The sequence below is a fragment of the Ensifer sp. ENS08 genome, from assembly GCF_014852195.1.
GTDB lineage: Bacteria > Pseudomonadota > Alphaproteobacteria > Rhizobiales > Rhizobiaceae > Ensifer > Ensifer adhaerens.
This window is the reverse complement of the sequence record NZ_JACVBF010000001.1, coordinates 717,363-730,367: the sequence shown is the minus strand read 5'-3', so window position 1 is coordinate 730,367 and position 13,005 is coordinate 717,363. Positions and strand designations below refer to the sequence as shown.

At 63.2% G+C, this 13,005-nt stretch carries 14 protein-coding genes; 8 read left to right on the top strand and 6 right to left on the bottom strand.

Annotation, left to right across the window (positions count from 1 at the left end; genetic code table 11):
• Positions 1-46: 46 nt before the first annotated feature.
• Entirely contained in the window at positions 47-1,909 is a 1,863-nt protein-coding gene (locus IB272_RS03405) for a CHASE2 domain-containing protein (RefSeq protein ID WP_060581833.1), read from the bottom strand.
• A 5-nt stretch (positions 1,910-1,914) separates the two neighbouring features.
• Positions 1,915-2,619, bottom strand: coding sequence for a Crp/Fnr family transcriptional regulator (locus tag IB272_RS03400; protein ID WP_034797255.1), 705 nt, complete (start codon positions 2,617-2,619; stop codon positions 1,915-1,917).
• A gap of 263 nt (positions 2,620-2,882) precedes the next feature.
• Between IB272_RS03400 and IB272_RS03395 the strand changes: the two genes are divergently transcribed.
• Complete coding sequence (locus IB272_RS03395; RefSeq protein WP_034797251.1) at positions 2,883-3,305, top strand: DoxX family protein; 423 nt, start codon at positions 2,883-2,885, stop codon at positions 3,303-3,305.
• A 73-nt stretch (positions 3,306-3,378) separates the two neighbouring features.
• Here the strand turns inward: IB272_RS03395 and IB272_RS03390 are convergent, their stop codons facing one another.
• Positions 3,379-3,807, bottom strand: a complete 429-nt coding sequence (locus IB272_RS03390) for an RbsD/FucU family protein (protein ID WP_060519841.1) — start codon at positions 3,805-3,807, stop codon at positions 3,379-3,381.
• The gene (locus IB272_RS03385) at positions 3,807-5,039 is read right to left on the bottom strand and encodes an ROK family transcriptional regulator (RefSeq protein WP_060581834.1); all 1,233 of its coding nucleotides are present in this window, start codon (positions 5,037-5,039) and stop codon (positions 3,807-3,809) included. Before IB272_RS03385 ends, IB272_RS03390 begins: the two co-directional genes overlap by 1 nt.
• Before the next feature lie 342 nt (positions 5,040-5,381).
• Here IB272_RS03385 and IB272_RS03380 point away from each other — a divergent pair, with 342 nt between their 5' ends.
• The 7 genes from IB272_RS03380 to IB272_RS03350 all read left to right on the top strand — a co-directional run bounded on the left by IB272_RS03380 (position 5,382) and on the right by IB272_RS03350 (position 12,053).
• A complete protein-coding gene (locus IB272_RS03380) occupies positions 5,382-6,407 on the top strand; it encodes a sugar ABC transporter substrate-binding protein (protein WP_034797243.1) in 1,026 nt (341 codons plus the stop codon).
• Positions 6,408-6,605: 198 nt separating this feature from the next.
• On the top strand, positions 6,606-7,691 hold the full coding sequence (locus IB272_RS03375) for an ABC transporter permease (RefSeq protein WP_060581835.1): 1,086 nt from the start codon (positions 6,606-6,608) through the stop codon (positions 7,689-7,691).
• A complete protein-coding gene (locus tag IB272_RS03370; RefSeq protein ID WP_034797240.1) occupies positions 7,691-8,473 on the top strand; it encodes an ATP-binding cassette domain-containing protein in 783 nt (260 codons plus the stop codon). The genes IB272_RS03375 and IB272_RS03370 overlap by 1 nt, the downstream gene beginning before the upstream one ends.
• On the top strand, positions 8,470-9,090 hold the full coding sequence (locus IB272_RS03365; RefSeq protein ID WP_192444211.1) for a nucleoside triphosphate hydrolase: 621 nt from the start codon (positions 8,470-8,472) through the stop codon (positions 9,088-9,090). Before IB272_RS03370 ends, IB272_RS03365 begins: the two co-directional genes overlap by 4 nt.
• Before the next feature lie 186 nt (positions 9,091-9,276).
• Entirely contained in the window at positions 9,277-10,314 is a 1,038-nt protein-coding gene (gene pyrC, locus IB272_RS03360) for a dihydroorotase (RefSeq protein ID WP_034797236.1), read from the top strand.
• Positions 10,315-10,341: 27 nt separating this feature from the next.
• Positions 10,342-11,034 carry an orotate phosphoribosyltransferase gene (locus IB272_RS03355; RefSeq protein ID WP_043618867.1) on the top strand — a complete coding sequence of 231 codons (693 nt, stop codon included), beginning with the start codon at positions 10,342-10,344 and terminating at the stop codon, positions 11,032-11,034.
• A 92-nt stretch (positions 11,035-11,126) separates the two neighbouring features.
• Positions 11,127-12,053 carry a carbohydrate kinase gene (locus IB272_RS03350; protein WP_060581836.1) on the top strand — a complete coding sequence of 309 codons (927 nt, stop codon included), beginning with the start codon at positions 11,127-11,129 and terminating at the stop codon, positions 12,051-12,053.
• 3 nt (positions 12,054-12,056) lie between these two features.
• On the opposite strand, the gene IB272_RS03345 is transcribed toward IB272_RS03350, so the two are convergent.
• Positions 12,057-12,269 (bottom strand): helix-turn-helix transcriptional regulator, encoded by a 213-nt coding sequence (locus IB272_RS03345; RefSeq protein WP_034797229.1) that lies wholly within the window; start codon positions 12,267-12,269, stop codon positions 12,057-12,059.
• Positions 12,270-12,272: 3 nt separating this feature from the next.
• Positions 12,273-12,827: a DUF2975 domain-containing protein gene (locus IB272_RS03340; protein WP_060581837.1), complete on the bottom strand. Its 555-nt coding sequence runs from the start codon at positions 12,825-12,827 to the stop codon at positions 12,273-12,275.
• Positions 12,828-13,005: the final 178 nt, after the last annotated feature.

Below are 13,005 nucleotides of genomic sequence, written 5' to 3'. Positions count from 1 at the left end.
TGACGCCGACATTATCCGAAGCGGCGGGTGCAGACGGCGCGCCGCCTCAGTCGGCGACCGTGAACAGTTCCATCGTCGAGAACCCGCGGATCTCGTGGCTGCCAAGCGGGCGAAGCGGCCTTTTGCTTTCCTGAGCGGCAGCGGGCCCGACGCAGATCGCCGTGCCGAGAAACTTGTTTGCCTCCTGAAGGCGTGCCGCCAGATTGATCGCATCGCCGTGGGCCGTGTAGTCGAGCTTGCCGCCGGCGCCGACCTCGCCGACGACGGCCGGTCCGGTCTCGATCCCGATCCGCGTACGGCCGAAACCGTTGGAGGCGAACTGCGGACGCCTGCGCATCTCTTCCGTCAGCGCATGGATCGCCTTGGCGCAATCGATGGCCCTGTCGACATGATCAGCCAGATCCTCCGGGGCGTTGAAGAACGCGTGCACCGCATCGCCCACCACCTTGTCGACCATGCCGCCATGGTCGGCTACCAGCGCGTTGACTTCGGCAAAATAGATGTCGAGCAAGGCGATGAGCTCCCGCGGCTTGAGCCTCTGCGACAGAGTGGAAAAGCTCTCGATGTCGGTAAAGAGCGCGGTCACCTGGCGCTCCTCGCCAGCCATGCGGGCAAGTCCGGGATTGTCGATGTAGCGGGCGACCACCGACTGCGGCAGATATTGCGAAAACTTCTGCCGGGCCGTCGCTTCCGCGCGCCGCACCTGGGCAAATTGCAGGACGCTGGTCACCGCGAGGACGGCAATAAGCGCGACCGAGACGCTGACGGCATCGATGAGCCAGCCACTGCCATCGTAGACGACGGCAGCTGCAGCGACCGTGACGGCGACGGTGCAGAGGCCGAGCGCCGCCGATGTCAGCGGCCGCAGGCGGGTGGCGGCAAAGGCGATGCCGAGGCCGGCGACAAGTGCGGCCACGGCTTCGGCAAGCGGCAATCGGCCGTCGCGCTGCGGCAGGAAGCCGGTCATGATTGCGTTGGCGATGTCGGCGTGGATCTGCACCGAGGGTTCGAGCGGCATCGAGGCGCTCGGTCTGAGGCCTCCGAGGCTTGGCAGGCTGCTGCCGATCAGCACGAGTTTGCCGGCGAAGCGCTCGGGCAAAGCCTTGCCGGACAAGACGTCGGCCGCCGAAACCGTACGTTCGCTGAGCCGTTCTTGGGGACTTGCGACGAAACGCAGGCTTCCGGTGTCGTCGAGCAAGATCGTTTGCCCGTCGATGCGCATCCAGGCCGGCTGGCCGCCGAGGATGGGCGTGCCGCCGCCCCGCATCTGCCGGGCCGCTTCGATCGCCAGCGTCGGATAGGCGTCGTTGCCGAGGATGGCATAGGCCTGAACCCGGCGTATGCGCGCATCCTCGTCGCCGACGAGAAACGAGGCCGCCGCCGCACCCGCCTGATCCATGAAGGCCCGGCATGACGTTTCCGCGCCGTCGAGAAACCACAGTTCGGGTGCGGTGAAGGGTCGGCTGAGCGCCAGCGGCGGCACGGGACGCGGCCGCTCCTGCACCGTATCGGCGACGAGAAAACCGAGAACGACGGCGGTCTTCGAAAGTGCTGCGGCAAGCGCCGGGTTGCCGTCGGAGCTGGGGTCGCAATCGGCGCTGAAGACGAAATCGACTGCAATCACCTTGGCGCCCGCGGTCGCGAGTCGCGACAGAAGCTCGGCGGTCGCTGTCCGGTCCCATTCACCCGAAGGGCGCGACTGGTGGGCCTGCCGGTCGATGTCGACGACGACGAGGTCGGGCGACTGGGGGGCAGGAACCCATTGCGTCAGACTGTCGAAGAACAACTCGCGCTGGGTTTCGAACAGCGGTCCGGCGTAGAGATAGAGTGCTATGGCCGCAAGCAGGCTCGTGAGGCAACCGCCGGCGAGCGGCGTGAAACGCAAACGCCGGCGCGGCTCAACGACCATGCGGTCTAGTCCTCCTCGGGGTCAGCGATGCTCTGCAGGCGACCGACCTTGCAGGCGATGATGCCTTCGTTGCGCTTGATCGCGCCGCTCTCCTCAAGCCACTGGATGGCGCGGTTGACCTTGGGTCGGCTGGCGCCGAGCACGCCGGCGATGTCCGTCTGGCTCATGGTCAGCCTGAGATTGGCACTTTCCGGCAACTCGTTGCCGTGGATCTGCCGGAGGGTCGCGAGGAAGAAGCGCGCCACCCGGGCGTTGAGGTCGTAAAGCGCGATGGTTTCCAGCCGCTCCGTCGTGTCGCGAAGCTGGGCGCAGAGAAAGCGGATGACCGCTTCGGCCGCCTCCCGTCGATTGGTGACGATGTCGAGAAAGGCCTTCTTGCCGATTACATAGCCCTCGGAGGCGGTCGTGGCGGTCGCATCGGCCGAACGGGTCTGACCGTCCAGCACCGCCATCTCGCCGAAGATCGCGCCGGCTTCGTGCTGGCGCAGCATCAGTTCGCGGCCCTGCGGCGTGATTAGCGACAGCTTGATGCGCCCGGAGATGACGACAATCATGTAGTTGCCTTCGTCGCCGCGCTGGAAGATCACGGTGCCGGCCGGCCATTTCCGATAGGTCGCGATATTGGCAAGTTCGGCGATAGCGTCCTTGTCGAATTCTTCAAAGATCGGAAACGAGCGCCAGAATGCCGGGCTCCTGTTGATTTCGTTCATGACATTCCCCCGCGCGGCGTCCCCTGCCGCGCCGAAATTCTTCGCCCAGCCGCTCCGTCGTTGCAACATAAAAGAACGAGGCGTCGTCGTTGTAGTTCCGCATTGCCTTGCAGTCCTGCGTCGAGAAGTGGCCGATAGAAGGTTGACGATGGGTCGTCGGCGTTTCATTTTTGTGAACGATCTGTCGCCCGCGCAACGGCTAGATGATTTTGAAAATACTGATACTTCTGTTGCCAACGAACCGTTTCTCACAGGAGTCTTCCATGTCTCAGAATGTTGTCGTCCTCGTCGGACGCATCCTGCTTTCGATCATGTTTATCACGGCCGGTTTCGGCAAGCTCACCGATCCGTCGGCGACCGCCGGAATGATCACCGGTGCCGGCTGGCCCGCGCCGACGCTGCTTGCCTATCTCGCCGGCGCCTTCGAACTGGTTGCCGGTCTTGCCGTTCTCGTCGGTTTCCAGACGAAGATTGCGGCCTACCTGCTGGCGGCCTTCACGCTCGTGACCGCCTTCGTCTTCCATAGCGGTGCGATCAACATTCCGACCTTCCCGCCGGAAGCCAACGGCCTGCTGAGCGTCTTCAACAGCCTGATGATGATGAAGAACATCTCGGTCGCCGGTGGCTTCCTCGTGCTCGCCGCCTTTGGCCCGGGCGCGCTGTCGATCGACAAGCGCGGCGCCTGAGGCACGGATTTCACTTGATGAAATGCAAGGCCCGCCGGTTCGCCGGCGGGCTTTTTTCGTTGTGTGCGAAGTCTCAGGGATAAATCACGCCCTTGCGCAGGATGACGTTGCCGTAAAGCCGTGGCTCGCTCGTCTGGACCACCGTGTGGGCGGCCCTGACGCGCGGATAGAAATCGGCGCCGAGCAGAGGCACAACGCGGCGGTTCGGTTCGTGCTTGCCGCAGCACGCGACGATCTCTTGGTGGACCGGGTCGAGCGTGTCCTTGTCCTGTTTGACAGTGGCCCGGAAGATCGCCTCGGGCACAAAATCGTCGATCGGCAAGACGCTCAAGATAGCGTCGAGCACGGGGATCAGCGGGTGCCCGTCGAGCCGGATGAGACGGCGCGCATGTTCCTGGCCGGGGTAGTTGCCATCCACCAGCGCGATCTCGTCGCCGTGGCCCATCGCTCGCAGCGTTGCGAGCAGTTCGGGACTGAGGATCGGGTTTAGGCCTTTCAGCATCAGCCGAGCTCCTTGAAGAGGACATTGGTGTCGAGCAGGTAGCGGGAAAAGAGCGGCAGGCTCGCGCCGCCGATGGCGCGCGCATGGCTGCCGACCATGCCTTCCACCAGTTCGGGAATGGTTACACCCTGAAGGTCGAGGTCGTAGAGCGCCTTGCGCGTGGCGGAAAGCAACCGCGCTCGCACCCAGGGCGGGAAGCCGCCGTCGATGACGACGGCCGAGAAGTCGACGATCGAAACGGCGGAGACGACGGCCTGGGCGAGGGCTGCGCCGCAGTCGTCGATCCAGATGTCGAGCGGTTCGCCGAAGTCGATCCAGTCGTCGGCCGAGTACCAGAGCGGCCGCGGATCGATGCCGCGCTCGCGCAAGAGGTTTTCGAGCACGAAGACCGAGGCGATCTTGAGCAGCTGGATGGTCTTGCCGTCCTTGCCCGAGACCGGCAGCGGACCGACGGCGCCAGCCGTTCCTGTTCGCCCGGAGAAGAGTGCGGAGTTCAGCACAACACCGCCGCCGATGAACGAGCCGATATAGAAATAGACGAAATCCGGATAGCTGGCGCCGACGCCGAAGGCGAGCTCGGCACCGCAGGCGCTGGTGCCATCGTTCTGCAGAAACACCGGATAGGTGGTACGGGCAGCGATCGCCGCCTGCAGGTCGACGTCGCGCCACCTGTTCATCTCTTCGCGCGGCGCGCCCACTTCTTCGGCCCAGTTCCAGAGCTCGAAAGGGGTGGCGATGCCGATGCCGGCGATGCGCTTGCGCTGGTCGGGGCCAAGCTGCTGTTCGAGCTTCGCCATGCCGGAAATGATGAAATCGACGAGATCGCCGGGCAACGGATAGGGATGCACGTGGTGCAGATGCAGCCGGATGTTGCCGACGAAATCCATCAGCACCAGATCGGCGCTGCGCCGGCCGATCTTGACGCCAAAGGAATAGACCGCATCCGGATTGAGCCGCATCGGCGTCGAGGGCTGGCCGACCTTGCCTCTGACGGGATCGCCTTTGACCAGAAGGCCGTCGCTTTCGAGCGCCCGCATGATCACCGAAACGGTCTGCGCCGACAGGCCGGAGCGCCGGGCGATGTCGGCCTTGGAGAGGCCGCCGTGGCGCCGGACCAGCGACATGACCAGCCGTTCGTTATAGGCGCGCACGCGCGTCTGGTTGGCGCCGCCGCTCGGGTCGATGACTTCAGGTTGCGTCGGTCCCCGGTCAGGGCCGTCTGTCAGTGACATGCCACCGTCTCCTCCCGTTGGCATTGGATTATGTGAGCGGGATGCGGGCGCAAACCGCCTGCATAGTTCCTCATCCCGTTCTGCCGCCCGCTTGGCGCAGGTCTCTTGTTTCCACTTGTCGCGGCTCTGTCAATTTGGTTGGCGCGCCAATCCTCCGGTGGAGCGCTGTCATCCCAACAATGCCACATCGAAATAATAATTCAATTTGATTTATTTATTGACACCCCGGAAATTTAGTGTTTGTTTTTGTCTCGGAAGCGCCAGTTGCAGCGGAGGAGAATGCTGCGGTGGTGTAGCCAGGGCCGGTCCGCCGGCACGATTTTCAATCCTTGGGAGGATTTCATGAAGAAGACTGTTCTTTCCGCTGCTTTTGGCGCGCTGTCGCTTGGCGTTGTCTTCGCCATGCCCGCGCAAGCCGCCGATGTCGGCGCCTGCCTGATTACCAAGACCGACACCAATCCCTTCTTCGTCAAGATGAAGGAGGGCGCGACTGCCAAGGCCAAGGAACTCGGCGTGACGCTGAAGTCCTATGCCGGCAAGATCGACGGCGACCATGACAGCCAGGTGGCTGCGGTCGAATCCTGCATTGCAGACGGTGCCAAAGGCATCCTGATCGCCGCCTCCGACACCAAGGCGATCGTCGACCAGGTCAAGAAGGCGCAGGAAGCCGGTCTGCTCGTGATCGCGCTCGACACGCCGCTCGATCCGGCAACCGCCGCCGATGCGACCTTTGCCACCGACAACCTGCTCGCCGGCAAGCTGATCGGCCAATGGGCCGCCGCCACCATGGGTGATGGTGCCAAGACCGCCAAGATCGGCTTCCTCGACCTGACGCCGTCGCAGCCGACAGTCGACGTTCTGCGCGACCAGGGCTTCATGATGGGCTTCGGCATCGACACGAAGGATCCGAACAAGATCGGCGACGAGGACGATCCGCGCATCGTCGGCCACGACGTCACCAACGGCAACGAGGAAGGCGGCCGCAAGGCGATGGAGAACCTTCTGCAGAAGGATCCTGATATCAACGTCATCCACACCATCAACGAGCCGGCCGCCGTCGGCGCCTATCAGGCGCTGAAGGCCGTCGGCAAGGAAAAGGACGTGCTGATCGTTTCGGTCGACGGCGGTTGCCCGGGCGTCAAGTCGGTCGCCGAAGGTGTCATCGGCGCAACCTCGCAGCAGTACCCGCTGATGATGGCGGCTCTCGGCATCGAGGCGATCAAGAAGTTCGCCGATACCGGTGAGAAGCCGAAGCCGACGGAAGGCAAGGACTTCTTCGATACCGGCGTCTCGCTCGTCACCGACAAGCCGGCAGCCGGCGTCGAATCGATCGATACCAAGGTCGGCACGGAGAAGTGCTGGGGCTGATTGCCCGCCTTCTACCGTCACCATGTAAAGGCAACGGAAGGGCGGCCCCGGCCGCCCTTCGCGTAAGCGCCGATGTCTTTGACAAGGCGACGAAAACCGCGCAGCTTTTAAAGAGTGCTATTGCCCGCGTCATTGTGGGCGGGCTGTGCACGACACCATCGCAACCCCTTGGGAGTGGGGTTCACGGGAGGAAGGTCCATGGGCGAGCCCAACACAGCCGCGCAGCCATCCCAGGAATTCGAAAAAGTCCTGGTCAACAGTTCGACGCAGGTCGCGTCGTTCGATACGCATGACAAGACAGCGGTCCAGAAGATCCAGCATTTCCTGCATTCGACGCCGGCCGCCGTGCCGTTCATCGTGCTGATTGCAGCGATCCTGATCTTCGGCATCGCCATCGGGGGTAAGTTCTTCTCGTCCTACACCCTGACCCTGATCCTTCAGCAGATCGCCATCGTCGGCATTCTTGGTGCCGCACAGACGCTGGTGATCCTGACCGCCGGCATCGACCTTTCGATCGGTGTCATCATGGTGCTGTCGGCTGTGATCATGGGCAATTGCGCCGTCACCTACGGCCTTCCGGCACCGATCGCGATCTTCATCGGCTTCGTCGTCGGCGGCGCCTGTGGCTTCCTCAACGGCTTCCTCGTCTCCAGGGTCAAGCTTCCGCCGTTCATCGTCACGCTCGGCACCTGGTATGTCATCATGTCGACGAACTTCATCTATTCGGCCAACGCGACGATCCGCGAGGCCGACGTGACGGCCGTCACCCAGATGCTCCACCTCTTCGGCGTCAGCTTCAAGGTGGGCTCCGCCGTCTTCACGCTCGGCGTGGTGATGATGGTCGTGCTGGTCGTCGGCCTCTGGTACGCGCTCAATCACACCGCCTGGGGCCGCCACCTCTATGCCGTCGGCGACGATCCGGAAGCGGCGAAACTCTCGGGTATCCGCACCAGCCGCGTGCTCTTGAGCGCCTACACGCTGGCGGGTCTGATCGCGGCGCTTGCCGCCTGGGTTTCGATCGGCCGCAACGGCTCGATCTCGCCGTCCGCCGCCGTCACCGACTACAATCTGCAGGCCATCACCGCAGCTGTCATCGGCGGCATCTCGCTCTTCGGCGGCCGCGGCTCGATCCTCGGCACACTGATCGGCGCGATGATTGTCGGCGTCGTCTCCATGGGGCTCAACATGCTCGGCGCCGACCCGCAGTGGAAAGTCTTCCTCACCGGCGTCTTGATCATCACCGCCGTCGCAATCGACCAATGGATCAGAAAGGTAGCAGGCTGATGGCTCAGGAACCCATTCTCACCGCGCGCGGCCTGGTCAAGCGTTACGGTCGCGTCACCGCCCTCGATCATGCCGATTTCGATCTCTATCCCGGCGAGATCCTCGCCGTGATCGGCGACAACGGTGCCGGCAAGTCCTCGATGATCAAGGCGATCTCCGGCGCCATCACGCCGGACGAGGGCGAGATCCGGCTTGAGGGCCAACTGATCAACTTCCGTTCGCCGATGGAAGCGCGAACGGCCGGCATCGAAACGGTATATCAGAACCTGGCGCTGTCGCCGGCGCTGTCGATCGCCGACAACATGTTCCTCGGCCGCGAAATCCGCAAACCTGGCATCATGGGCAAGCTCTTCCGCACCCTCGATCGCGCGGAAATGGAAAAGCGGGCGCGGGCGAAACTGTCCGAGCTCGGGCTGATGACGATCCAGAACATCAACCAGGCGGTGGAAACGCTCTCGGGCGGCCAGCGCCAGGGCGTGGCCGTGGCGCGGGCCGCGGCCTTCGGCTCCAAGGTGGTGATCATGGACGAGCCGACGGCGGCACTCGGCGTCAAGGAAAGCCGGCGGGTGCTGGAGCTGATCCTCGACGTGCGCTCGCGCGGCCTGCCGATCGTCTTGATCTCGCACAACATGCCGCATGTGTTCGAGGTGGCCGACCGCATCCACGTTCACCGTCTCGGCAAGCGGCTCTGCGTCATCAATCCGAAGGAGCATACGATGTCGGATGCGGTTGCCTTCATGACCGGGGCGAAGGAGCCGCCGCGCGAGGCGCTTGCGGCATGAATGTCGAGCCGATTGCAAACGAAATCCTGAAACGGGCGGCTGGTGCCGCCCGCTTCGTCGTCGCCATCGCCGGGCCGCCCGGTGCCGGGAAGTCGACGCTGGCCGAGGCGCTGGCCGAAACCCTGGTTGCCGGCGGCGAAAGGGCGGCGGTTCTGCCGATGGACGGCTTCCACATGGACAATGCCGTTCTTGAGGAAAAAGGTCTCCTCCCACGGAAGGGGTCGCCGGAGACGTTCGACGTCAGGGCTTTTCTTTCGACGGTCGCCGCGGTGCGCGCCAATGACGGCGAGGTGCTGGTTCCGGTCTTCGACCGCTCGCGCGAGATCGCGATCGCCTCTGCCAGGATCGTTGCGCCCGAGACCCGCATCATCCTGGTCGAGGGCAACTACCTGCTGCTCGACGAGGCGCCGTGGGACAGGCTCGAAGGCGCCTTCGATTTCTCGATCTTCATCAATCCCGGCGTGGCAGAACTGGAGCGGCGGCTTTTGCAGCGCTGGTCCGATCACGGCTATGACGAGGAGGCGGCGAAGCGCAAGGCTCTCGATAACGACATCCCGAACGCGCATCGTGTGGTCGACCATCAGCGGGCGGCGGATCTGGTACTTGCGGATTTCTGAGCGATGGTCGGATTGCGGATTGTGTTTGCGGGCGCATTGGTGATATCGAGACGCGGTTCCACCACATGAGAAACCGCCCGCCACCCGCGTACCCGCCGGCTCGCAAAGCTGCGCGCGCGGATCGGGCGCGAGCCCGGGGCTGCGGTTTTCCGTCTGCGCCTGCTCTGACCTAGGAGAACGCTGACCATGCAAGACCTCGTTATCCGCCGCCCGGATGATTGGCACCTTCATTTGCGCGACGGCGACATGCTGAAGGGCGTTATCGCCGATACCAGCCGCCATTTCGCCCGCGCGATCATCATGCCCAACCTGGTGCCGCCTGTCGTCACGACCGCAGACGCCTCCGCCTATCGCGAACGTATCGTCTCGGCGATTCCGGCCGGGGACCGGTTCGAGCCGCTGATGACGCTCTACCTGACCGCAGGCACCAATCCCGACGACGTCGAAGCCGGCCACAAGAGCGGTCTCGTCAAGGCGGTCAAGCTCTACCCGGCAGGTGCGACGACCAACTCGCACAGCGGCGTGCGCAACATCGACGAGGCGATGCCGGTGCTGGAGCGCATGGCAAAGATCGGCCTGCCGCTCTGCGTGCATGGCGAAGTCACCAGCTCTGATGTCGACATCTTCGACCGCGAGGCCGTGTTCATCGAGACCGTGCTCGATCCCTTGCGCAAGCGCCTGCCGGAACTGAAGGTGACGATGGAGCACGTCACCACCAAGGACGGCATCGACTACATCAAGGCGTCGAAGGCGAACCTTGCAGGTTCGATCACCACCCATCACCTGATCATCAACCGCAACGCCATTCTCGTCGGTGGGATCAAGCCACACTATTACTGCCTGCCGGTCGCCAAGCGCGAGAACCACCGCCTGGCATTGCGCGCGGCTGCCGTCTCCGGCGACAAGCGCTTCTTCCTCGGCACGGACTCCGCACCGCACGTCGATCCGCTGAAGGAATGCGCCTGCGGCTGCGCCGGCATCTACACCTCGATCAACACCATGAGCTGCCTGGCGCATGTGTTCGAAGAGGAGGGCGCGCTCGACAAGCTCGAAACTTTCGCCTCGCTGAACGGTCCCGCCTGGTACGGGCTGCCGGTGAACGAGGAAACGATCACGCTCAGGAAACAGGCAGAGGCTGTCACCTATCCCAAGAAGATCGAGACCGGTGCCGGTCCGGTCACCGTTTTCGATCCGATGTTCCCGCTGCACTGGGCCGTCGTTTGATCGCTTGAAGTTTTGAAGGAGAGTTTGATGTTTTCCAACGCGTTCACCGACAAGGCCGTCATGGCCGAGCTGGTCGCCAAGATGCTCTGGGAGATCAAGGCCGTGCATTTCAGCGCCGACAAGCCCTACAAGCTGTCGTCCGGCATGGCGAGCCCCGTCTATATCGACTGCCGCAAGCTGATTTCCTATCCGCGCATCCGTTCGGCGGTGATGGATTTTGCTGCAGCGTCGATCCTGCGCGAAGCCGGTTTTGAGAAGTTCGACGTGGTTGCAGGCGGCGAAACCGCCGGCATTCCCTTCGCCGCCATGCTTGCCGAACGTCTCGGTCTGCCGATGATCTATGTGCGCAAGGCGCCCAAGGGCCACGGCCGCAACGCCCAGATCGAAGGCCATATGCCGGAAGGCGCCCGCGTTCTCGTCATCGAGGACCTGACGACGGCTGGTGGCTCGATGTTCAAGTTCATCGACGCGATCCGCGCAGCCGGTGGCATCGTCGACCACGGCATTGCGCTCTTCTACTACGACATCTTCCCGGAAGCGGTCGGCGAGATGAAAGGCAAGGGCGTCGACCTGCACTGGATCGCCACATGGCGCAACGTGCTTGCGGTCGCCCGCGAGCAGAAGCTGTTCGACGAAAAGACGCTCGGTGAGGTCGAGGCCTTCCTCAACGCGCCGCTCGCCTGGTCGGGCCGCAACGGCGGCGTCAGCGCCTTGGCGTAATCTCTGGCGAGGCCCCGGTTCTGCCGGGGCCTCGTAGCGTCTTCAGTCATAATTTTTAAATCGATTGAAAATCTGTCGAGGAGGATAAGCCGATGATCGTATGCTGCGGAGAAGCGCTGATCGACATGCTGCCGCGGGACACGACCGCGGGCGAGAGTGCCTTTGCGCCCTATGCCGGCGGCGCGATTTTCAACACGGCGATCGCCCTTGGCCGCCTCGGCATCCAGACCGGCTTTTTCACGGGTCTCTCCGACGACATGTTCGGCGATATCCTGCGCGACACGCTGAAGGCAGCGAATGTCGATTTCGGTCCCTGCGCGACGCTGTCGCTGCACACGACGCTTGCCTTCGTCAAGCTGGTCAACGGCCATGCCAGCTACGCCTTCTTCGATGAAAACACTGCCGGCCGCATGATCACCCGCGAGCACCTGCCAACGCTCGGCGATTTCTGTGAGGCACTGCATTTTGGCGCGATCAGCCTGATCCCCGAGCCCTGCGGCTCGACCTACGAAGCATTGATGACGCGCGAGCATGAAAAGCGGGTCATTTCTTTCGATCCGAATATCCGCCCCGGTTTCATCAAGGACCGAGAGGCGCATCTCGCCCGCATGAACCGCATGGCGGCGATGTCCGATATCATCAAGTTCTCCGACGAGGATCTCGCCTGGTTCGGCATGGAGGGAAGTCACGACGATCTCGCGGCCGAATGGCTGAGGCGCGGCCCGAAGCTGGTGCTGATTACCAAGGGCGCCGATGGCGCCGTCGGTTATACCGCCCGCCACAAGGTCGAGGTTGCCGGTGAGCGCGTGACCGTGGTCGATACGGTCGGTGCCGGCGACACTTTCGATGCCGGCGTGCTGGCATCGCTGAAGCTCGCCGGTCTCCTGAGCAAGGCCGATGTCGCCGGCCTCACTGAAACCGCCGTTCGCAACGCGCTGGCGCTCGGCGCCAAGGCGGCGGCCGTCACGGTCTCGCGCGCAGGCGCCAACCCGCCGTGGAAGCATGAAATCGGTCTTTGATCGTTAGTCCGGGTCCGGGCGGTATTCCAGGATATCGCCCGGTTGGCAGTCGAGTGCTGCGCAGATCTTTTCCAGCGTGTCGAAGCGCACGCCCTTCACTTTTCCGGATTTCAGCAGCGAGATGTTCTGCTCGGTGATCCCCACTTGTTCGGCAAGATCGCGTGAACGAACCTTGCGTTTCGCCAGCATCACATCGAGATTGACGACAATCGGCATGCGCTAGACGAAGCTCCTGTTCTCCGCCTCGACCCCCGATGCGATGACCATGACATGGCCGAGGCCGACGACGAGCCCGGCCATTAGAAGCACGATCATCGTGCCGCCATTGATGTCGAACATCACCGCATGTCCCGTGGTGCCCGGGTTGTCATAGGTGACAGCGAGGATGCCGATCCCATTGCTGACGGTCATGCACAGCGAGCCGAAAAGGGCGGTCAGTCCCACCCGCCGCAACAGCACGCCATTGCGGCCGGACAGGATCTCGCCGCGCTGGAAGCTGTCGAAAAGCTGCCAGGCGAATGCGAGGCCGGCAATGACGAGCGCGTTGTTGATCGCAGTCAGAAAGGCGACTGTCCCGATGGCTCGATAGGACAGAGTGATGATCTCGACCCGAGGGAAGACGATGTCGCGAACGCCCTGTTCGAAGCCTTGCCGGTCGAAGAAGATCTGCCAATGCGTGTAGACGACCGCCGAACAGAACAACGCTCCGCACAATATGATCATGAGCTTCATGAAGCGGCTGAGCTTGCGCAGCCTCTCGGCGGAGTTCGTCATACAAAGTCCCTTATCGTTTCACTTGTATTTTTATCGTAAAACAATAAATAATTGCCGTCAATTGTGATGTTGGATGCGACCCTGGAGCTTTCCTGGCAGGAGGGGAGCGCGCCTGCGGAAAGCCAGAGCTATGCGCTCGACGTCCACGCGGGCAGTGTGCCGGCTGCGGCGCTCGCGA

What these genes read in the sequence shown, in the direction of transcription:
- IB272_RS03390 (WP_060519841.1), bottom strand. Translation starts at nt 3,807, where the DNA reads ATGCTGAAAGGCCTAAACCCGATCCTCAGTCCCGAACTGCTCGCAACG.
- IB272_RS03405 (WP_060581833.1), bottom strand. Translation starts at nt 1,909, where the DNA reads ATGGTCGTTGAGCCGCGCCGGCGTTTGCGTTTCACGCCGCTCGCCGGC.
- IB272_RS03350 (WP_060581836.1), top strand. Translation starts at nt 11,127, where the DNA reads ATGATCGTATGCTGCGGAGAAGCGCTGATCGACATGCTGCCGCGGGAC.
- IB272_RS03395 (WP_034797251.1), top strand. Translation starts at nt 2,883, where the DNA reads ATGTCTCAGAATGTTGTCGTCCTCGTCGGACGCATCCTGCTTTCGATC.
- IB272_RS03355 (WP_043618867.1), top strand. Translation starts at nt 10,342, where the DNA reads ATGTTTTCCAACGCGTTCACCGACAAGGCCGTCATGGCCGAGCTGGTC.
- IB272_RS03380 (WP_034797243.1), top strand. Translation starts at nt 5,382, where the DNA reads ATGAAGAAGACTGTTCTTTCCGCTGCTTTTGGCGCGCTGTCGCTTGGC.
- IB272_RS03365 (WP_192444211.1), top strand. Translation starts at nt 8,470, where the DNA reads ATGAATGTCGAGCCGATTGCAAACGAAATCCTGAAACGGGCGGCTGGT.
- IB272_RS03375 (WP_060581835.1), top strand. Translation starts at nt 6,606, where the DNA reads ATGGGCGAGCCCAACACAGCCGCGCAGCCATCCCAGGAATTCGAAAAA.
- IB272_RS03385 (WP_060581834.1), bottom strand. Translation starts at nt 5,039, where the DNA reads ATGTCACTGACAGACGGCCCTGACCGGGGACCGACGCAACCTGAAGTC.
- IB272_RS03400 (WP_034797255.1), bottom strand. Translation starts at nt 2,619, where the DNA reads ATGAACGAAATCAACAGGAGCCCGGCATTCTGGCGCTCGTTTCCGATC.
- IB272_RS03340 (WP_060581837.1), bottom strand. Translation starts at nt 12,827, where the DNA reads ATGACGAACTCCGCCGAGAGGCTGCGCAAGCTCAGCCGCTTCATGAAG.
- IB272_RS03345 (WP_034797229.1), bottom strand. Translation starts at nt 12,269, where the DNA reads ATGCCGATTGTCGTCAATCTCGATGTGATGCTGGCGAAACGCAAGGTT.
- pyrC (WP_034797236.1), top strand. Translation starts at nt 9,277, where the DNA reads ATGCAAGACCTCGTTATCCGCCGCCCGGATGATTGGCACCTTCATTTG.
- IB272_RS03370 (WP_034797240.1), top strand. Translation starts at nt 7,691, where the DNA reads ATGGCTCAGGAACCCATTCTCACCGCGCGCGGCCTGGTCAAGCGTTAC.